This is a genomic window from Pseudomonas orientalis (assembly GCF_001439815.1).
GTDB lineage: Bacteria > Pseudomonadota > Gammaproteobacteria > Pseudomonadales > Pseudomonadaceae > Aquipseudomonas > Aquipseudomonas orientalis.
In genome coordinates this window covers 473,691-493,965 of the sequence record NZ_JYLM01000004.1, presented here as the reverse complement: position 1 = coordinate 493,965, position 20,275 = coordinate 473,691, and the positions used below count along the sequence as shown (strand labels likewise).

Sequence of the window (20,275 nt, the reverse complement as noted above, 5' to 3'; positions counted from 1 at the left end):
CAAACTAATTACGTATCGCGCCTTGACCTCCCCGATTCCGAACTATCCTTAAGCGCAGGCCATCCAAATCAGGGGAGAGCCGGTACACCGGCGCGCGGGTCATCGGTAACGTTTCAGGGTGTTCTGGGGGGAAAACAGCCATTGGCGAACGTCAATGGCTGCCAGCATCGACTGATTGATCCGGCGTCGGCTCCACGTATCGAGCGAGGTGACGACGTCATGAGTATCTTTAGCCACTTCCAACAACGTTTCGAGTCCACACAACAGGAAGAACTCACGCTTCAAGAGTATCTCGAGCTGTGCAAACGGGACCGCAGCACCTACGCGTCTGCCGCCGAACGCCTGCTGCTGGCGATTGGCGAGCCGGAGCTGGTAGACACCTCGAACAATTCGCGCCTGTCGCGGATATTCTCCAACAAGGTGATCCGGCGTTACCCGGCCTTTGAAGACTTCCACGGCATGGAAGAATGCATCGACCAGATCGTCTCCTACTTCCGCCACGCCGCCCAGGGCCTGGAAGAGAAGAAACAGATCCTCTACCTGCTCGGCCCCGTTGGCGGCGGCAAGTCGTCCCTGGCCGAAAAACTCAAACAGCTGATCGAAAAAGTGCCCTTCTACGCGATCAAGGGCTCGCCGGTGTTCGAGTCGCCCCTGGGCCTGTTCAACGCCACCGAAGACGGCGCGATCCTCGAAGAAGACTTCGGCATCCCACGGCGCTACCTCAATACCATCATGTCGCCCTGGGCCACCAAGCGCCTGGCCGAGTTCGGCGGTGATATCAGCCAGTTCCGCGTGGTCAAGCTCTACCCGTCGATCCTCAACCAGATCGGCGTCGCCAAGACTGAGCCGGGCGACGAGAATAACCAGGACATATCGGCGCTGGTGGGCAAGGTCGATATTCGCAAACTGGAAGAGTTCCCGCAGAACGACGCCGACGCCTACAGCTACTCGGGCGCGCTGTGCCGGGCCAACCAGGGCCTGATGGAGTTCGTGGAGATGTTCAAGGCGCCGATCAAGGTGCTGCACCCACTGCTCACCGCCACCCAGGAAGGCAACTACAACAGTACCGAAGGCCTGGGCGCGATTCCGTTTACCGGCATCCTGCTGGCGCACTCCAACGAATCGGAATGGCACACTTTCCGCAACAACAAGAACAACGAAGCCTTCATCGACCGTATCTACATCGTCAAGGTGCCGTACTGCCTGCGGGTCAGCGATGAAATCAAGATCTACGACAAGTTGCTGTTCAACAGCTCGCTGGCCAAGGCCCATTGCGCACCCGACACCCTGAAGATGCTTGCCCAGTTCACCGTGCTGTCGCGCCTCAAGGAGCCGGAGAACTCGAACATCTACTCGAAAATGCGGGTGTACGATGGCGAAAACCTCAAGGATACCGATCCCAAGGCCAAGTCCATCCAGGAATACCGTGACACGGCGGGCGTCGATGAGGGCATGAACGGCCTGTCGACGCGCTTCGCATTCAAGATCCTCTCCAAGGTCTTCAACTTCGACCCCCACGAGATCGCCGCCAACCCGGTGCACCTGCTCTACGTACTTGAACAGCAGATCGAACAGGAACAGTTCCAGGCCGAAACCCGCGAGCGCTACCTGCGCTTCCTCAAGGAATACCTGGCGCCGCGCTATATCGAATTCATCGGCAAAGAAATCCAGACCGCCTACCTGGAGTCCTACAGCGAGTACGGCCAAAACATCTTCGACCGCTACGTGTTGTACGCCGACTTCTGGATTCAGGACCAGGAATACCGCGACCCGGAAACCGGCGAAATCCTCAACCGCGTGGCGCTCAACGAGGAGCTGGAGAAGATCGAAAAACCCGCCGGCATCAGCAATCCGAAGGATTTCCGCAACGAAATCGTCAACTTCGTGCTGCGCGCCCGCGCCAACAACAACGGCAAGAACCCAACCTGGCTCAGCTACGAGAAGCTGCGGGTGGTGATCGAGAAAAAAATGTTCTCCAACACCGAGGATCTGCTGCCGGTTATCAGCTTCAACGCCAAGGCCAGCAAGGAGGATCAGCAAAAACACAACGACTTCGTCACTCGAATGGTCGAGCGCGGCTACACCGACAAACAGGTACGACTGCTCTCCGAGTGGTACCTGCGGGTGCGCAAATCGCAGTAAGGCAGCGACAGGTGCTCACTGCCAGGCATCAAGCCTGGCAGTCGACCGCTTGTCCTTAAGCTTCCAGCTCGCGGCTTGAAGCTTGTAACGTGAAGCTGCCCGGAGGGCTCCCCATGAGCTATGTGATCGACCGACGCCTCAATGGCAAGAACAAGAGCACGGTAAACCGCCAGCGTTTCCTGCGGCGTTACCGTGACCACATCAAAAAGGCGGTTGAAGAGGCCGTCAGCCGCCGTTCCATCACCGACATGGAGCATGGCGAACAAATCAGCATTCCCGGACGCGACATCGACGAACCCGTGCTGCACCACGGCCGGGGCGGCAAGCAGACGGTGGTGCATCCCGGCAACAAGGAATTCACCACGGGTGAACACATTGCACGTCCTCAAGGAGGCGGTGGCGGCAAGGGCGCGGGCAAGGCCGGTAACGCCGGCGAAGGAATGGACGAATTCGTGTTCCAGATTACCCAGGAGGAATTTCTCGAATTCATGTTCGAGGACCTGGAACTGCCCAACCTGGTCAAGCGCAACCTGACCGGCACCGACACCTTCAAGACCGTACGCGCGGGTATCAGCAACGAGGGCAATCCGTCGCGTATCAACATCATTCGCACCCTGCGCTCAGCCCATGCCCGACGCATCGCCCTGTCAGGCAGCAGCCGGGCAAAACTCAAGCAGGCCAAGGAAGAGTTGGCGCGCTTGAAGCGCGAAGAGCCGGACAACTTCGGCGATATCCAGGAAATAGAGACCGAAATCGAGAAACTCAGCGCGCGCATTCATCGCGTGCCGTTCCTCGATACCTTCGACTTGAAATACAACCTGCTGGTCAAGCAGCCCAACCCCAGCTCCAAGGCCGTGATGTTCTGCCTGATGGACGTGTCCGGCTCCATGACCCAGGCCACCAAGGACATCGCCAAGCGTTTCTTTATCCTGCTGTACCTGTTCCTGAAACGGAACTACGACAAGATCGACGTGGTATTCATCCGCCATCACACCAGCGCCCGGGAAGTGGACGAAGAGGAATTCTTCTACTCGCGGGAAACCGGCGGCACCATCGTCTCCAGCGCCCTGAAGCTGATGCAGGAAATCATGGCCGAGCGCTACCCGGCCAATGAGTGGAACATCTATGCGGCCCAGGCTTCCGACGGTGACAACTGGAACGATGATTCGCCGATCTGCCGCGATATCCTGATCAACCAGATCATGCCTTTCGTGCAGTACTACACCTACGTCGAAATTACCCCCCGTGAGCACCAGGCGCTGTGGTTCGAATACGAGCGCATCGGCGAAGCCTTCGCCGACACGTTCGCCCAGCAGCAACTGGTCTCGGCCGGCGATATCTACCCGGTCTTCCGTGAACTCTTCCAGCGCAGGTTAGTGACATGACCGCCAAAAAAGAGCATAAGCGCCAACCTATCTCCACCGGGTCCGAGTGGACCTTTGAACTGATCCAGGCCTATGACCGGGAAATCAGCCGCATCGCGGCGGGTTACGCGCTGGACACCTACCCCAATCAGATCGAAGTGATCACCGCCGAACAGATGATGGATGCCTACGCCTCCGTCGGCATGCCACTGGGTTATCACCATTGGTCCTACGGCAAACACTTCCTCAGCACCGAGAAGTCCTATACCCGCGGCCAGATGGGCCTGGCCTACGAGATCGTGATCAACTCCGACCCGTGCATCGCCTACCTGATGGAAGAAAACACCATCTGCATGCAGGCACTGGTGGTGGCCCATGCGTGCTACGGGCATAACAGCTTTTTCAAGGGCAACTACCTGTTCCGCACCTGGACCGATGCCAGTTCGATCATCGATTACCTGGTATTCGCCAAGCAGTACATCATGCAATGCGAGGAGCGCCACGGCATCGACGCGGTCGAGGATTTGCTCGACTCCTGCCACGCCCTGATGAACTACGGCGTCGACCGCTACAAACGCCCCTATCCGATTTCGGCCGAAGAAGAACGTCTGCGCCAGCAGGAGCGTGAGGAACACCTACAGAAGCAGATCAACGATTTGTGGCGCACCATTCCAAAGCGTGCCGGCAAAAACAGCGACAAGGACAATGCACGCTTCCCCGCCGAACCTCAGGAAAACATCCTGTACTTCCTGGAAAAACATGCCCCGTTGCTGGAGCCGTGGCAACGGGAAATCGTGCGCATCGTGCGCAAGATCGCCCAGTACTTTTATCCACAGCGCCAGACTCAGGTGATGAACGAGGGCTGGGCGACGTTCTGGCATTACACACTGATGAACGACCTGTACGACGAAGGCCTGGTCACTGACGGTTTCATGATGGAGTTTCTCACCTCCCACACCAGCGTGGTGTTCCAGCCCGGGTTCGACAGCCCCTACTACAACGGCATCAATCCCTACGCGCTGGGCTTTGCGATGTACCGCGACATCCGCCGCATGTGCGAGCATCCCACCGAAGAAGACCGTCACTGGTTCCCGGAAATCGCCGGCAGCGACTGGCTCTCCACCATCAAGTTCGCCATGAGCAGTTTCAAGGACGAGAGCTTCATCCTGCAGTACCTGTCCCCGAAAGTGATTCGTGATCTCAAGTTGTTCAGCATCCTGGATGACGACCTCAAGGAGGACCTGGTGGTGCCGGCCATCCATGACGAGCCTGGCTATCGGACTATCCGCGAGACCCTGGCGGCGCAGTACAACCTGGGCAACCGCGAGCCCAATGTGCAGATCTACAGCATCGACATGCGCGGTGATCGCTCGCTGACCTTGCGTCACCAGCAGCACGACCGCAAACCCCTGGGCGAATCCACCGAGGAAGTGCTCAAGCACCTGCATCGGCTGTGGGGCTTCGATATCCATCTGGAAACCCTGCAGGGCGACCAGGTGATGAAAACCCACCATGTTCCACCGCGCAGCGATCATAACGACAACGACTACGGCCGCCTGGACCTGGCCGTCGTGCATCTCTGAAACGGCAAAGCCTCCATTGGCCAGGCGCAGGCGGTATCCTGTGGCGCTAATGGAGGCTTTTTAATGAAAATCTACAAAGTCGGCGGTGCCGTGCGTGATCGCCTGCTGGGCATCAAGGTCACCGACATCGACCGCGTCGTCGTCGGCGCCACCACCGAAGAGATGCTGGCCAAAGGCTTCAAACCGGTCGGCGCTGACTTCCCCGTGTTCCTGGACCCGAAAAACGGCGATGAATACGCCCTCGCCCGCACCGAGCGTAAAAGTGGCCGGGGCTACGGCGGCTTCGTGTTTCACGCCAGCCCCGAGGTCACGCTGGAAGAAGACCTGATTCGTCGCGACCTGACCATCAACGCCATGGCTGAAGACGATGACGGCAATGTGACCGATCCCTACCACGGCCAACGCGACCTGGATGCGCGGATTTTACGGCACGTTTCGCCCGCTTTCGCCGAAGATCCCCTGCGAGTGCTGCGCGTTGCCCGGTTCGCCGCGCGTTATGCGCACCTAGGATTCACCGTGGCACCCGAAACCCTGGAGCTGATGCGTCAACTCAGCGAATCCGGCGAACTGGAGGCGCTGACGCCGGAGCGCAGCTGGAAAGAAATTTCCCGGGCATTGATGGAAGATCAGCCCCAGGTGTTTATCCAGGTGCTGCGTGACTGCAATGCGCTGAAAACCTTGATACCGGAGGTGGACGCGCTGTTCGGCGTACCGCAACCCGAGGCTCATCACCCCGAGATCGACACCGGCCTGCACACGTTGAGCGTGCTGGAGCAGGCAGCCTTGCATCGACAGCCGCTGACCGTACGTTGGGCGTGCCTGCTGCATGACCTGGGCAAGGGTCTGACGCCTGTGGATAAGTTACCGCAGCATATTGCGCACGAACACCGGGGTCTGAAGCTGATCAAGGCTGTCAACGAACGCTTCAAGGTACCGAAGGATTGTCAGGAATTGGCACTGCTGGTGGGTCAATACCACACCCACGGACATCGTGCCCTGGAACTGAAGGCCTCGACGCTGCTGGAGTTGCTGCAGAGTTTCGACGTCTACCGTCGACCGCAGCGCTTTGAGGAGTTTGTGGTCGCCTGCGAGATGGATGCGCGTGGCCGCAAGGGGCTTGAACAGCGACGTTATCCACAGGCGGATTATTTGCGTGGCGCGGCGAAGGCCGCGCGCGCGGTGCAGGTAGCACCGTTGCTGGAGAAAGGCTTCAAAGGCCCGGAGCTGGGCGAGGCGCTCAAGCGCGAACGGCTCAAGACGCTGAAAGCCTACAAGGAACAACACAAGCCTCTGTAGGAGCGAGCTTGCTCGCGAAGGACGTCACCGATAACGCAGCGCCCTCAGGTTTTTCGCGAGCAAGCTCGGCTCCTACAAAAGAGCTGGCGGCGTGAGTTGCTCGCCCCGCCACTCAAACGGCACGGGCGCGAGCACTTGATCAATCTGCGCATCGCGCCAGAGGTCGGCCAGGGTCTTGCCCGCCTCAGGGTGAACACGATCCGGCGCCATCATCGACAGCGGCCACAAGACAAATGCGTTCTTGAGGATCTCCGCACGCGGCAGCACCAAACCATCAAAGTTACCCACCAGATCGCCATACAGCAGCACGTCGATGTCTAACGGCAAGCCTTTGCGATCAGGCGCGTAACGACCATTTTCGGCCTCGATGAATTTCAACCGACGGTCCAACTCCATCAATGTCAGGTCGGTAAAGCCCGACACCACCAGATTGAAAAACGGGCCGCTCTTGATACCAACCGGCTGGCTTTCGAACACCGCAGAACAGCGCATGTCCGTCAAAAAGCTCGCCAGCGCATCGAGCCCCGCCCGTAAATTGAGCTCGCGCTCGATATTACTGCCAAGGCCGAGGTAAACCTGAGTCAGCGACATCCGCGCTCGATCTCCACGCCCACGCCCTTGGCGGCCGGGACGGCGCCTGGCTTGGTCAATTTGAGGTGCAGCCAGGGAATCTGGAATTCACTCATCAGCACTTGGGCAAGGCGCTCGGCGAAGGTTTCCACCAGTTGGTACCGGGACTGCTCGGCAAAGGCCTGGATACGCGCGGACACGCTGGCGTAATCCAGCGCCAGGTTCAGGTCGTCGCCGGCGGCGGCCGGGCGATTGTCCCAGGCAAAGCTCAGGTCCAGGCGCAGGCATTGACGGATTCCGCGCTCCCAGTCGTAGGCGCCGATCACGGTGTCGACTTCCAGGCCTTCGATAAACACTCTGTCCAAGCACTCTTCTCCGCAGCACGACAAGGGCGCAATGCCCCGTTAGAATCAGGGCGTCCTCGCCCGGAATAGTTAGCATGTTTTGGTCACTGGCGATTCTCGCCTACCTGCTCGGCTCGCTGTCCTTTGCCATTTTGCTCAGCCGCCTGACGGGAAACCCCGATCCGCGAATGAGTGGCTCAGGCAATGCCGGTGCCACCAATATGTTGCGCCTGGCCGGCAAGAAGCTGGCCGTGCTGACACTGCTGGGCGACCTCTGCAAGGGCCTGCTGCCCGTACTGATCGCCAGCCTCGCAGGCCTCACCCTGCAACAGCAGGCCTGGGTGGGCATCTGCGCCGTCCTCGGCCACCTGTTCCCCCTGTACTTCCGCTTTCGCGGCGGCAAAGGCGTCGCCACGGCGGCCGGCATGCTGCTGGGAATCTATCCTCCGGCAGCCTTGCTGGCGGTGCTCGCCTGGCTGCTGACGTTCTACCTGACCCGCACCAGCTCCCTGGCGGCGCTGATCGCCACACCGCTCACCCTGCCGTTGCTGGCCTGGCAGGAACCGGCGGCGCTGCTGCCGATGAGCGTGCTGACACTGCTGATCGTCTGGCGCCACCGCGGCAATCTACGCGACCTGTTTGCCGGGCGCGAACGGCATTTTTAAACCGGGCCCACGTTAACCCCTACAACGGCGACAGCTGCTCCATCGGCCAACGCGCCTGCACGCTGATCGCCAGGCTTTCATGCTGCCCGGCCTGCAGGCGTTGGCAGCCGGCGTAGGCGATCATCGCGCCATTGTCGGTGCAGAACTCAGGGCGCGCGTAGAACACCTCGCCCTTCATCTCGCCGAGCATGGTCTCCAACGAGCCGCGCAAGGCCTTGTTGGCGCTGACGCCGCCGGCAATCACCAGCCGCTTCATGCCAGCCTGCTTCAGCGCGCGCTTGCACTTGATGGTCAAAGTCTCTACCACAGCCTGCTGGAACGCCAGCGCGATGTCGCAACGGGCTTGCTCGCCGTCGTCCCCGGCGCTGACGCTCTGCTGCCAGGTATTCAACGCGGAGGTTTTCAGGCCGCTGAAGCTGAACATCAAACCAGGACGATCACACATCGGTCGCGGGAATGTGTAACGACCGGCCACGCCTTTTTCGGCGAGGCGGGCGATTTCCGGACCACCGGGGTAATTGAGCCCCATCATCTTCGCGGTCTTGTCGAACGCTTCGCCGGCGGCGTCGTCCAGCGACTCGCCCAACAAGGTGTATTGGCCGATGCCGTCGACCTGAACCAGCTGCGTATGCCCCCCCGAAACCAACAAAGCGACGAACGGGAACGCCGGCGGTGTTTTTTCCAGCATCGGAGCCAGTAAATGGCCTTCCATATGGTGCACACCAAGGGCCGGAATGCCCCAGGCAAATGCCAGCGCCTGGGCACAGGAAGCCCCAACCAGCAGGGCTCCGACCAGTCCGGGGCCTGCGGTGTAGGCAATCGCGTCGATCTCGGTCGCCACGCAGCCGGCTTCATCCAGCACCTGGCGGATCAATGGCAGCATACGTTTGACGTGATCACGGCTGGCAAGCTCCGGCACCACGCCGCCATAGGCACGATGCAGGTCGATCTGACTGAACAGCGCATCGGCCAAAAGCCCGCGTTCACTGTCGTAAAGTGCGACACCGGTTTCGTCGCAGGAGGTTTCAAGTCCCAGTACTAGCATGGGTTTGCGCCTTGTAGAGGCTGAATTCGAAGGCGCGCATAATAGTCGCCACTCCCCCTCCCGACTAGCGGTTTTCGATCAGAGGCTTTGCATTCCTGCCAATGAGGGGTTAACATCCGCAACCCTTAAAAACCGACGACCTCAGCCGCGAATTTTTTGCGACGAGAACGTTGATCCCGGTAATGAAAGAAGGTAGCTCTGGATGCCAGCCGTCAAAGTAAAAGAGAACGAACCCTTCGACGTAGCTCTGCGTCGTTTCAAGCGCTCCTGCGAAAAAGCCGGTGTTCTGGCTGAAGTTCGTAGCCGCGAATTTTATGAGAAGCCAACTTCTGAGCGTAAGCGTAAAGCAGCAGCCGCTGTTAAGCGTCACGCCAAGAAAGTTCAGCGCGAACAGCGCCGCGCCGTTCGTCTGTACTAATACACAGACGTTCGTAGCAAGCTTCTGCCAAGCCCGGCCCTCAGCCGGGCTGTTGGCATTTGCGGATATCGCTTGATGCTTCATCGTCGACGCCGCACACGCGACCGAGACACCGCTTCAAACGTCAGGACTGGCTCTTTTGCCAGCGGTGCACGTCTCTTCTGACGAGCCTAACAAGGCTACTGACGAGCACACCTAATTCTTCAAGCAGGCGATCATACTGTGTCGACTGTGCCCATTGATGAGCTTCCGAGACCGCCCACAGGTCAAGACCGGACTCATGGGCAACTTTTATTCGTCGAACACTGCGAACACTGATAGAAACTAACGTCAGCGAATGTTCGACAGATACACTCTCTGACATCCCATGCAGACGATAATGATCAGGCACCCCACGTGCGCTTGAACATTTCACGGGCCCTCATTTACACGCAGTGATGACGAGAACGCCATGGCCGGGCTGATTCCCCAGAGCTTTATTGACGACCTTCTGAACCGCACCGACATCGTCGATGTCGTCAGCTCACGCGTGCAATTGAAAAAAGCCGGCAAGAACTACACCGCCTGCTGCCCGTTCCATAAAGAAAAAACCCCGTCGTTCAGCGTAAGCCCGGACAAGCAGTTCTATTACTGCTTCGGTTGCGGTGCCGGTGGCAACGCCCTCGGCTTCCTGATGGACCACGACAACCTGGATTTCCCCCAGGCCGTCGAGGACCTGGCAAAAGCCGCCGGCATGGAAATCCCCCGCGAAGAAAGTGGCCGTGCGCACAAACCGCGACAACCCACCGACTCGCCGCTGTATCCACTGCTGACCGCCGCTGCCGACTTCTATCGACAAGCACTTAAAAGCCATCCGCAGCGCAAAGCCGCCGTCGATTACCTCAAGGGCCGCGGCCTCACCGGTGAAATCGCCCGGGACTTCGGCCTCGGTTTCGCCCCGCCCGGCTGGGACAATCTGTACAAGCACCTGAGCAGCGATACGCTCCAGCAAAAAGCCATGATTGATGCCGGCCTACTGGTGGAAAACGCCGAGACCGGCAAGCGCTATGACCGCTTCCGTGACCGCGTGATGTTTCCGATCCGCGACAGCCGTGGCCGCATCATCGCCTTCGGTGGCCGGGTGCTGGGGGACGACAAACCCAAGTACCTGAACTCGCCGGAAACCCCGGTTTTCCATAAGGGCCAGGAACTCTACGGCCTGTTTGAGGCGCGCAAGAACAACCGCAACCTCGACGAAATCATCGTGGTTGAAGGCTATATGGACGTGATCGCCCTGGCCCAGCAAGGCCTGCGCAATGCGGTGGCGACGCTCGGTACCGCCACCAGCGAAGAACACATGAAGCGCCTGTTTCGCGTGGTGCCCAGCGTGCTGTTCTGCTTCGACGGCGACCAGGCAGGCCGCAACGCCGCCTGGCGCGCGCTTGAGGCGACACTTTCGAGCCTGCAGGACGGGCGCCGCGCACGCTTCCTGTTCCTGCCCGAAGGCGAAGACCCGGACACCCTGGTGCGTTCCGAAGGCACCGACGCGTTCCGCGCCCGCATCAATCAACACGCACAGCCGCTGGCGGACTATTTCTTCCAGCAACTGACCGAAGAGGCCGACCCGCGCTCGCTTGAAGGCAAGGCCCATATGGCCACCCTCGCAGCGCCGTTGATCGATAAGGTCCCGGGCGCCAACCTGAAATCACTGATGCGCATGCGCTTGCTGGAAATCACTGGCTTGAGCGGCGAAGCCGTCAGCCAGCTGGTGCATAACGCACCGCAAGATGCTCCACCGGCCTACGACCCAGGCATGGATTACGATGCCATGCCGGACTATTCCGACTTCCACCAACCGCAGGAGGCGTATGCGCCCCAGCAGGACTGGACGCCGAAAAAGCCCGGTGCCGGCGGCAAGAAATGGGACAAGAAGCCCTGGAGCAAGAATGGCAAACGCGGCGACCGCGACGAGGCCCACGCCCCGCGTACGCCGGTTGCCGTGGAAGCGCCGACGCTGATTGCCTTGCGTACGCTCATTCACCACCCGCAATTGGCGGGCAAGGTTGAAAGCGCCGATCATTTCGCCAACGAGAGCAACACCTACGCCCAGGTGCTCATCGCCCTGATCGAGGCCGTGCAGAAAAATCCTAAGCTAAACTCAATTCAGCTCATGGCGCGTTGGCATGGCACGGAACAGGGCCGCCTGTTGAAGGCTCTTGCGGAAAAGGAGTGGCTAATTGACGGCGATAACCTTGAACAACAGTTTTTAGACACCATTAACAGGTTATCCGCGGGTCAGCACACACAGACCCTCGATGAGCTCATAAAGAGAGCAAGACAGCCGGGATTGTCGGCTGAAGAGCAAATTCAGATAGCAAAACAGATGCGCGACCTTTTAAAACAGAACGTTTGCACATCAAACCCGACCTCAGCTGGCGTGTGAGGTCATAGCTCGGGTATAATCCTCGGCTTGTTTTTTGCCCGCCAAGACCTTCAGTGGATAGGGTGTTATGTCCGGAAAAGCGCAACAGCAGTCTCGTATCAAAGAGTTGATCACCCTTGGTCGTGAGCAGAAGTATCTGACTTACGCAGAGGTCAACGACCACCTGCCTGAGGATATTTCAGATCCTGAGCAGGTGGAAGACATCATCCGCATGATTAATGACATGGGGATCCCCGTACACGAGAGTGCTCCGGATGCGGACGCCCTTATGTTGGCCGACGCCGATACCGACGAGGCAGCCGCTGAAGAAGCCGCTGCCGCGCTGGCTGCGGTGGAGACCGACATCGGTCGCACGACTGACCCTGTGCGCATGTATATGCGTGAAATGGGCACCGTCGAGTTGCTGACACGCGAAGGCGAAATCGAAATCGCCAAGCGTATCGAAGAGGGCATCCGTGAAGTGATGGGCGCAATCGCGCACTTCCCTGGCACGGTTGACCACATTCTCTCCGAGTACACTCGCGTCACCACCGAAGGTGGCCGCCTGTCCGACGTCCTGAGCGGTTATATCGACCCGGACGACGGCATTGCGCCACCTGCCGCCGAAATACCGCCGCCGGTTGATCCGAAAGCGCCGAAAGCGGACGACGAAACCGAAGACGACGATGCTGAAGCCAGCAGCGACGAAGAAGATGAAGTCGAAAGCGGTCCAGACCCGATCATCGCGGCCCAGCGTTTCGGTGCGGTTTCCGATCAAATGGAAATCACCCGCAAGGCACTGAAAAAGCATGGTCGTGGCAACAAGCAGGCGATTGCCGAGCTGTTGGCCCTGGCCGAGCTGTTCATGCCGATCAAGCTGGTGCCCAAGCAATTCGAAGGCCTGGTTGAACGGGTTCGTAGCGCCCTTGAGCGTCTGCGTGCACAAGAGCGTGCGATCATGCAGCTCTGTGTCCGTGATGCGCGCATGCCGCGTACCGACTTCCTGCGCCAGTTCCCGGGCAACGAAGTTGACGAAACCTGGAGTGACGCCCTGGCCAAGGGCAAGGCGAAATACGCCGAAGCCATTGGTCGCCTGCAGCCGGACATCATCCGTTGCCAGCAGAAACTGAGCGCACTGGAGGCTGAAACAGGCCTGACGATCGCCGAGATCAAGGACATCAACCGTCGCATGTCGATCGGTGAGGCCAAGGCCCGCCGCGCGAAGAAAGAGATGGTTGAAGCCAACTTGCGTCTGGTGATCTCGATCGCCAAGAAGTACACCAACCGTGGCCTGCAGTTCCTCGACCTGATCCAGGAAGGCAACATCGGCCTGATGAAGGCTGTGGACAAGTTCGAATACCGTCGCGGCTACAAGTTCTCGACTTATGCCACCTGGTGGATCCGTCAGGCGATCACTCGCTCGATCGCCGACCAGGCCCGCACCATCCGTATTCCGGTGCACATGATCGAGACCATCAACAAGCTCAACCGTATTTCCCGGCAGATGTTGCAGGAAATGGGTCGCGAACCGACCCCGGAAGAGCTGGGCGAACGCATGGAAATGCCTGAGGATAAAATCCGCAAGGTATTGAAGATCGCTAAAGAGCCGATCTCCATGGAAACGCCGATTGGTGATGACGAAGACTCCCATCTGGGTGACTTCATCGAAGACTCGACCATGCAGTCGCCCATCGATGTCGCCACTGTTGAGAGCCTCAAGGAAGCGACTCGCGACGTACTCTCCGGCCTCACTGCCCGTGAAGCCAAGGTACTGCGCATGCGTTTCGGCATCGACATGAATACCGACCACACCCTCGAGGAAGTCGGTAAACAGTTTGACGTGACCCGTGAGCGGATCCGTCAGATCGAAGCCAAGGCGCTGCGCAAGTTGCGCCACCCGACGCGAAGCGAGCATCTGCGCTCCTTCCTCGACGAGTGATACCAGAACCCCCGGCCCAGGCCGGGGGTTTTGCTTTCCAGTCATTTCTTTGCGCAGATTAACTGCCCCGCAACACCCCGCCCACGCAATGCCCGTCTACACTCGAGACATTCCCCGTGCCATAACGAGACCGTTATGCCCAGATTGCCGACCGTGATACTGCTGTCGCTGCTGACCTGGACCGCAACGGCTGGCGCGTTGACTCTCACTGATGATGAGCGTAGCTGGCTGACGGACCATCAGGAGCTGCGCCTTGGCGTGGATGCGTCCTGGCCGCCCTTTGAATACCGCGATGAAAATGGCCGATATCAGGGCCTGGCCGCCGATTATGTGCGCCTGATACAGGATCGCCTGGGCGTCAGGGTCAAGCTGATCGAGCCGGTGAACTGGACTGCCGTGCTCGAACAAGCGCGCAACAATCAGCTCGACCTGCTGCCCGGCATCATGTCTACCCCTGAACGCCAGAGCTTCCTGGCCTTCACGCGCCCCTATCTCGACTTCCCCATCGTGATACTGGCCCATGAAGGTGGCGCGAAACCACGCAACCTCAAGGATTTGTACGGCCTGAAAATCGCCGTGGTGGAAAACTATGCGCCCCATGAATTACTGCGCACCCACCACCCGGACCTCAACCTCGTCGCGATGCCTAACGCCAGCTCCATGCTGCAGGCCCTGGCCACCGATGAAGTCGATGCGGTAGTCAGCGACCTGGCGTCCAGCGTCTGGAGCCTGCGCCAGCTGAAACTCGATGGTTTGTACGTCAGCGGCGAAACGCCCTACCGTTATCAGCTGGCAATGGGCGTACCCCAGGACGAGAAAATACTGGTGGGTATCCTGGACAAGGTGCTCGCCGATCTCAGCCCAGCCGAAACCGATGCGATCCAGCAGCATTGGGTGGGCAGCTTCAGCGATCACCGCACGTTCTGGGCGGATTTGTTGTTGTACGGGCTACCTGCGGTGTTGCTGCTGAGCACCGTGCTGGTCATCGTGATTCGAATCAATCGCCGGCTCAGTTCGGAAATTTCCCGCCGAGTGGCGCTTGAGCAAAAACTGCGCAGCAGCGAGTACCACTATCGCGGCCTGGTGGAGAGTCTGTCCGCCATCGCCTGGGAAGCCAACGTCAGCGACTTCACCTACAGCTACGTGTCGCCCCATGCCGAGCAATTGCTTGGCTACCCCCGCGCCCACTGGCTGATCCCCGGCTTCTGGCGCAACATCATTCACCCCGCCGACCTGATGCGCGCCGAAACCTATTGTTACCGTGAAACCCGCGCCAACCGTGATCACAGCATCGACTATCGCGTGATCACCGCCGATGGCCGCTGCCTGTGGGTCCGCGACATTGTCAGCCTGATCAAATACGGCCCGGAACCGGTGCTGCGCGGCTTGATGATCGACATCAGCGAAGCCAAGCGGACGGAAGAGGCACTGCTGCTGTCCGAGCAGAAGTTTGCCAAGGCGTTTCATGCCTCACCGGACGGCTTGCTGCTGAGCCGTCAAAGTGATGGCCTGCTGATAGAAGTGAACGAAGGCTTCAGCCATCTGACCGGCTACACCAGCGCTATGTCGCTCGATCAGTCGGCCTTGGACCTTGCCATATGGGTCGACCTCAACGAACGCAAGCACATGCTGGAATTGCTGCAGCGCGACGGTTTTGTCCGCGACTTCATCTGCCATATCCGCCACGTCGATGGCCGGATTCGCCTCTGCGAACTGTCCAGCCGCCAGCTGCCCATCGGCGAAGAGGACTGCATGCTGACCATCGCCCGCGACATCACCGAGCGCCAGCAAATGCAGGAAAAACTGCAACAGGCTGCCACCGTGTTCGAGAGCACCGCCGAAGGCGTATTGATCACCGACACGCGGCAGAACATCAGTGCCGTCAATCGCGCGTTCAGCGAAATCACCGGCTACAGCGAGGCAGAAGCGCTTGGCCAGACCCCGCGCCTGCTCGCCTCCGGCCTGCACGACAGCGCTTTCTATGCCGCGATGTGGCATCAGTTGACGACCCTGGGACACTGGCAGGGCGAAATTTCCAACCGCCGCAAGAACGGTGAGCTCTACCCAAGCTGGCTCACCATCAGCGCCGTGCGCAATCGCGAAGAGGTGGTCACGCACTTCGTTGCAGTATTTGCCGATATCTCCAGCCTCAAGCTCGCCCAGGCGCGCCTTGACTATCAGGCCCATCACGACCCGTTGACCGGCCTGCCCAACCGCACGCTGTTTGAAAGTCGACTGCAAGCGGCCCTCAATGGTCAGCAGGACAGCGGGAACCAAGGCGCCGTGTTGTTCCTCGACCTGGACCGCTTCAAACACATCAACGACAGCCTCGGCCACCCGGTCGGTGACCTGCTGCTCAAAGACATCGCCGTACGCCTCAAGGACCAACTGCGCGATATCGACACCGTCGCCCGCCTGGGCGGCGATGAATTCATCATCCTGCTGCCCGGCCTGCAACAGGCCAGCGACGCGCAATACCTGGCGAACAAACTGCTCGATTGCTTCACACCGCCCTTCCAGGCCGGCGAGCACGAGTTCTTTATCAGCGCAAGTATCGGCACCAGCCTGTACCCGCAGGACGGCACCGACGTTGCCACCCTGGTCAAAAACGCCGACGCCGCGATGTACCGCTCCAAAGCCAAGGGCCGCAACCGGGTTGAAAGCTACACCTGCGACCTGACCACCCAGGCCAACGAACGCGTCGCGCTGGAGCATGAGCTGCGCCGCGCCATCGAACGTGGAGAAATGAGCCTGTATTACCAACCCAAACGCAGCCTGATCACCCACGAACTGATCGGCGCCGAAGCCTTGATTCGCTGGCACCACCCGACCTTCGGCGACGTACCGCCCGAACACTTCATCGCCCTGGCCGAAGAGAACGGCACGATCCTGCAAATCGGCGATTGGGTGCTGGAACAGGCCTGTCGACAATTGCACGCCTGGCGAGACGCTTACGAGGACTTCGGCCCATTGTCCGTCAACCTCGCCGGCGCGCAGCTGCGCCACCCCAACCTGCTGTCGCGCATCGAACAACTGCTGCGCGATTACCGCCTGGAACCCGGCTGCCTGCAACTGGAAATCACCGAAAACTTCATCATGAGCCAGGCGGAAGAAGCACTGACGGTGCTGCACCAGCTCAAGAAATTGGGCGTGCAACTGGCAATCGATGATTTCGGTACAGGCTATTCGTCCCTCAGCTACCTCAAGCGCCTGCCGCTGGACTTCCTCAAGATCGACCAGTCCTTCGTCCGCGGCCTGCCCGACGACCCCCACGACGCCGCCATCGTGCGCGCCATCATCGCCCTCGGCCACAGCATGCAATTCACCATCATCGCCGAAGGCGTGGAGAATCCCGCACAGCAAGCATTCCTCGCCGCAGAAGGCTGTGAACAGATGCAAGGCTACATCGTCAGCCTGCCCCTGCCACCGCAGCTTTTTGCCGAAACCTTCCTTCGTACACGGATGGGGGATTTTACGGATGGCACAGCGAGGAAACCGTCGTTATAATCCGCGTCCAGTTACAAGGGCCTATAGCTCAGTTGGTCAGAGCAGAGGACTCATAATCCTTTGGTCCACGGTTCAAGTCCGTGTGGGCCCACCAACTTCAAGGCCACGTATTACGTGGCCTTTGTCGTTTCTGCAATAGACGAAACCTGACTGAAAATCGCCAGAAAATATCTTCCGTCCACAAACCGCCCACACGGTTGAATTTTGAAGGTTTCCCCTCACCTCAACGGCGCAGCAGACGGTCCAGCACCAACAGGGCCACCGCACCAATCGCGATGGCAGCAACGGGTTTTTCCTTTACGAAAGTCGATACGCTGTCCAACGCGTCACCATAGGTTTGAGTCAACTGTCCGGCAGCTTGGCGTCCAACACCTTCAGCTTCCAGTTTCGAATCACCAAACAATTTCCCTACGGCGCTCTGTGCCTTTCCAGCAAGCTTCTCTGTAACGCCTTCGACTTGTTCACTTTTCATAACTCACCAAACCTATGCGTGTAAGTGGAGAACCCAGGATCAGCCTGGGCCAAGGGCTATCTACAAAGCTTTAGGGGGATGGGGCTTGTGATAGTTCAAAGTGGATAAGACGCCCAAATAAAGCCGCGCATTGCGCGGCTTTCGTGTGCCTGGCACAGCAGTTCTGTAACCCGGATCAAGCCTGTAACATGCAGGCCCACTACCCCCGCACTGGAGCTCTGCCCTTGCCCGTCCTGGACGAAATCGACCGCCAGCTGATCGCAGCCCTGCAGCTCAACGCCCGCGAAAGCGTGGCCATGCTTGCCCGGCAGCTCGGCATTGCGCGCACCACGGTGACGTCGCGCCTGGCACGCCTGGAGAAAACCCAGGTCATCACCGGTTATGGCGTGCGCCTGGGCCAGCGCCTGGCGGATGGCGGTCTGCAGGCGTATGTGGGGATTACCGTGCAGCCGCGCTCGGGCAAGGAAGTGCTGCGCAGGTTGAGTGCAATGGCCCAGGTGCAGCAGTTGTGCGCGGTGAGCGGCGAGTTTGATTATGTGGCGTGGCTGCGCACGGAGTCGCCGGAGCAGCTGGATCAATTGCTCGATCAGATCGGCAGTGTCGACGGTGTTGAGAAAACCACGACTTCGATCATTCTCAGTAACAAACTGGACCGCGGGCAGCCTGTCTGACCGAACATCTCGTCACAATGACTAAAATGAGTGCAATCCGACGACACATTGCGTCTTATTAACGAGCGCAACGCTCCCTAAACTGGCTGCCATCTTTTCCTATACTCAACGGGCACTGTCCCGCCGAGTCGTCAGTAAGGTCCGCCATGAGCATTCCGTCCAGCAGCATCGCCAAGCCCCATCGCCACCCCACCGACGGTAAGAAACCCATCACCATCTTCGGCCCGGATTTCCCGTTTGCCTTTGATGACTGGATCGAGCATCCCGCCGGCCTGGGCAGTATTCCTGCCGCCCACCACGGCGCCGAAGTGGCGATCGTGGGCGCCGGCATTGCGGGGCTGGTGGCGGCCTACGAACTGATGAAGCTGGGCTTGAAGCCGGTGGTGTACGAAGCCTCGAAGATGGGCGGTCGCCTGCGCTCCCAGGCGTTTGAAGGCGCCGAAGGCATTATCGCCGAGCTGGGTGGGATGCGTTTTCCAGTGTCGTCCACCGCTTTCTATCACTATGTGGACAAACTGGGCCTGGACACCAAACCCTTCCCCAACCCGCTGACGCCGGCATCCGGCAGCACCGTTATCGATCTGGAAGGCCAGACCCACTACGCGCAAAAACTGTCCGACTTGCCTGCGCTGTTCCAGGAAGTGGCCGATGCCTGGGCCGATGCCCTGGAAGCAGGGTCACAGTTCAGCGATATCCAGCAAGCGATCCGCGACCGCGACGTGGCGCGGCTCAAGGCGCTGTGGAATAAGCTGGTGCCGCTGTGGGACGACCGCACCTTCTACGACTTCGTCGCCACCTCAAAAGCCTTCGCAAAGTTGTCGTTCCATCATCGCGAAGTCTTTGGCCAGGTAGGTTTCGGCACCGGCGGCTGGGACTCGGACTTCCCCAACTCCATGCTGGAAATCTTCCGCGTGGTGATGACCAATTGTGACGACCACCAACACTTGGTGGTTGGCGGCGTGGCCCAAGTGCCCATGGGCATTTGGCGTCACGTACCGGAGCGCTGTGCCCACTGGCCCGCCGGCACCAGCCTCAGCTCATTGCACAGAGGCGCGCCACGGGCAGGGGTGAAGCGCATCGCCCACGCTGCCGACGGTCGTTTCGCCGTCACCGACACCTACGGTGACACCCGCGAGTACGCCGCCGTGTTGACCACCTGCCAGAGCTGGCTGCTGACCACCCAGATCGAATGCGACGAAACCCTGTTCTCGCAAAAAATGTGGATGGCCCTGGACCGCACGCGTTACATGCAGTCATCGAAAACCTTCGTCATGGTCGACCGCCCGTTCTGGAAAGACAAAGACCCGCAAACCGGCCGAGACCTGATGAGCATGACGCTCACCGACCGCCTGACCCGTGGCACCTATCTGTTCGACAACGGCGACGACAAGCCGGGCGTGATCTGCCTGTCCTACTCGTGGATGAGCGACGCGCTGAAAATGCTGCCCCAGCCCATCGATAAGCGGGTCAAGCTGGCACTCGACGCGCTGGCCAAGATCTATCCGAAGGTCGACATCAAGGCGCGCATCATCGGCGACCCGATCACGGTGTCCTGGGAAGCCGACCCGCACTTCCTCGGGGCCTTCAAAGGTGCATTGCCCGGCCACTATCGGTATAACCAGCGCATGTATGCGCACTTCATGCAGAAGGACATGCCTGCCGAGCAACGTGGGATTTTTATCGCTGGCGACGACGTTTCCTGGACCCCGGCGTGGGTGGAAGGCGCGGTGCAGACCTCGCTGAACGCGGTGTGGGGCATCATGAACCACTTCGGCGGCAGCACTCATCCGGAAAACCCGGGGCCCGGCGATGTGTTTGACGAGATAGGGCCCATCGCCCTGCCCGAATAAGGAGCCTG

At 59.6% G+C, this 20,275-nt stretch carries 15 protein-coding genes and 1 tRNA gene; 12 read left to right on the top strand and 4 right to left on the bottom strand.

Annotated elements, in window-relative coordinates; all coding sequences use genetic code 11:
• The first annotated feature begins 219 nt into the window (after positions 1-219).
• The 4 genes from TU82_RS13475 (at position 220) to TU82_RS13460 (ending at position 6,385) form a co-directional block, all read left to right on the top strand.
• On the top strand, positions 220-2,142 hold the full coding sequence (locus tag TU82_RS13475; protein WP_057723666.1) for a PrkA family serine protein kinase: 1,923 nt from the start codon (positions 220-222) through the stop codon (positions 2,140-2,142).
• Between the two features lie 113 nt (positions 2,143-2,255).
• Positions 2,256-3,527: a YeaH/YhbH family protein gene (locus tag TU82_RS13470; RefSeq protein ID WP_057723665.1), complete on the top strand. Its 1,272-nt coding sequence runs from the start codon at positions 2,256-2,258 to the stop codon at positions 3,525-3,527.
• Positions 3,524-5,089, top strand: a complete 1,566-nt coding sequence (locus TU82_RS13465; RefSeq protein ID WP_057723664.1) for a SpoVR family protein — start codon at positions 3,524-3,526, stop codon at positions 5,087-5,089. The genes TU82_RS13470 and TU82_RS13465 overlap by 4 nt, the downstream gene beginning before the upstream one ends.
• A 63-nt stretch (positions 5,090-5,152) precedes the next feature.
• The gene (locus TU82_RS13460) at positions 5,153-6,385 is read left to right on the top strand and encodes a multifunctional CCA addition/repair protein (RefSeq protein WP_057723663.1); all 1,233 of its coding nucleotides are present in this window, start codon (positions 5,153-5,155) and stop codon (positions 6,383-6,385) included.
• A gap of 72 nt (positions 6,386-6,457) precedes the next feature.
• Here the strand turns inward: TU82_RS13460 and folK are convergent, their stop codons facing one another.
• The gene (gene folK / locus TU82_RS13455; RefSeq protein ID WP_057723662.1) at positions 6,458-6,976 is read right to left on the bottom strand and encodes a 2-amino-4-hydroxy-6-hydroxymethyldihydropteridine diphosphokinase; all 519 of its coding nucleotides are present in this window, start codon (positions 6,974-6,976) and stop codon (positions 6,458-6,460) included.
• Positions 6,967-7,320, bottom strand: coding sequence for a dihydroneopterin aldolase (gene folB / locus TU82_RS13450; protein WP_057723661.1), 354 nt, complete (start codon positions 7,318-7,320; stop codon positions 6,967-6,969). Before folB ends, folK begins: the two co-directional genes overlap by 10 nt.
• Positions 7,321-7,394: 74 nt before the next feature.
• On the opposite strand from folB, the gene plsY reads away from it, so the two are divergent.
• A complete protein-coding gene (plsY, locus tag TU82_RS13445; RefSeq protein WP_057723660.1) occupies positions 7,395-7,964 on the top strand; it encodes a glycerol-3-phosphate 1-O-acyltransferase PlsY in 570 nt (189 codons plus the stop codon).
• A 19-nt stretch (positions 7,965-7,983) separates the two neighbouring features.
• Here plsY and tsaD read toward each other — a convergent pair whose 3' ends face one another.
• Positions 7,984-9,009, bottom strand: coding sequence for a tRNA (adenosine(37)-N6)-threonylcarbamoyltransferase complex transferase subunit TsaD (gene tsaD, locus TU82_RS13440; protein ID WP_057723659.1), 1,026 nt, complete (start codon positions 9,007-9,009; stop codon positions 7,984-7,986).
• Positions 9,010-9,211: 202 nt separating this feature from the next.
• Here tsaD and rpsU point away from each other — a divergent pair, with 202 nt between their 5' ends.
• The 5 genes from rpsU to TU82_RS13415 all read left to right on the top strand — a co-directional run bounded on the left by rpsU (position 9,212) and on the right by TU82_RS13415 (position 17,368).
• Positions 9,212-9,427: a 30S ribosomal protein S21 gene (rpsU, locus tag TU82_RS27880; protein WP_002551877.1), complete on the top strand. Its 216-nt coding sequence runs from the start codon at positions 9,212-9,214 to the stop codon at positions 9,425-9,427.
• 451 nt (positions 9,428-9,878) lie between these two features.
• Positions 9,879-11,849 (top strand): DNA primase, encoded by a 1,971-nt coding sequence (dnaG, locus tag TU82_RS13430; RefSeq protein ID WP_057723657.1) that lies wholly within the window; start codon positions 9,879-9,881, stop codon positions 11,847-11,849.
• Between the two features lie 67 nt (positions 11,850-11,916).
• Positions 11,917-13,767 (top strand): RNA polymerase sigma factor RpoD, encoded by a 1,851-nt coding sequence (gene rpoD, locus TU82_RS13425; RefSeq protein WP_057723656.1) that lies wholly within the window; start codon positions 11,917-11,919, stop codon positions 13,765-13,767.
• 135 nt (positions 13,768-13,902) lie between these two features.
• The gene (locus TU82_RS13420) at positions 13,903-17,274 is read left to right on the top strand and encodes a bifunctional diguanylate cyclase/phosphodiesterase (protein ID WP_057723655.1); all 3,372 of its coding nucleotides are present in this window, start codon (positions 13,903-13,905) and stop codon (positions 17,272-17,274) included.
• 17 nt (positions 17,275-17,291) lie between these two features.
• Positions 17,292-17,368, top strand: a tRNA-Ile gene (locus tag TU82_RS13415).
• Positions 17,369-17,497: 129 nt separating this feature from the next.
• Here TU82_RS13415 and TU82_RS13410 read toward each other — a convergent pair.
• Entirely contained in the window at positions 17,498-17,746 is a 249-nt protein-coding gene (locus TU82_RS13410; protein WP_057723654.1) for a CsbD family protein, read from the bottom strand.
• Positions 17,747-17,970: 224 nt separating this feature from the next.
• On the opposite strand from TU82_RS13410, the gene TU82_RS13405 reads away from it, so the two are divergent.
• Both TU82_RS13405 and TU82_RS13400 read left to right on the top strand, forming a co-directional pair.
• Entirely contained in the window at positions 17,971-18,417 is a 447-nt protein-coding gene (locus tag TU82_RS13405; RefSeq protein ID WP_057723653.1) for an Lrp/AsnC family transcriptional regulator, read from the top strand.
• A 167-nt stretch (positions 18,418-18,584) separates the two neighbouring features.
• Positions 18,585-20,267, top strand: a complete 1,683-nt coding sequence (locus TU82_RS13400) for a flavin monoamine oxidase family protein (protein ID WP_057723711.1) — start codon at positions 18,585-18,587, stop codon at positions 20,265-20,267.
• The last annotated feature ends 8 nt before the right edge of the window (positions 20,268-20,275 follow it).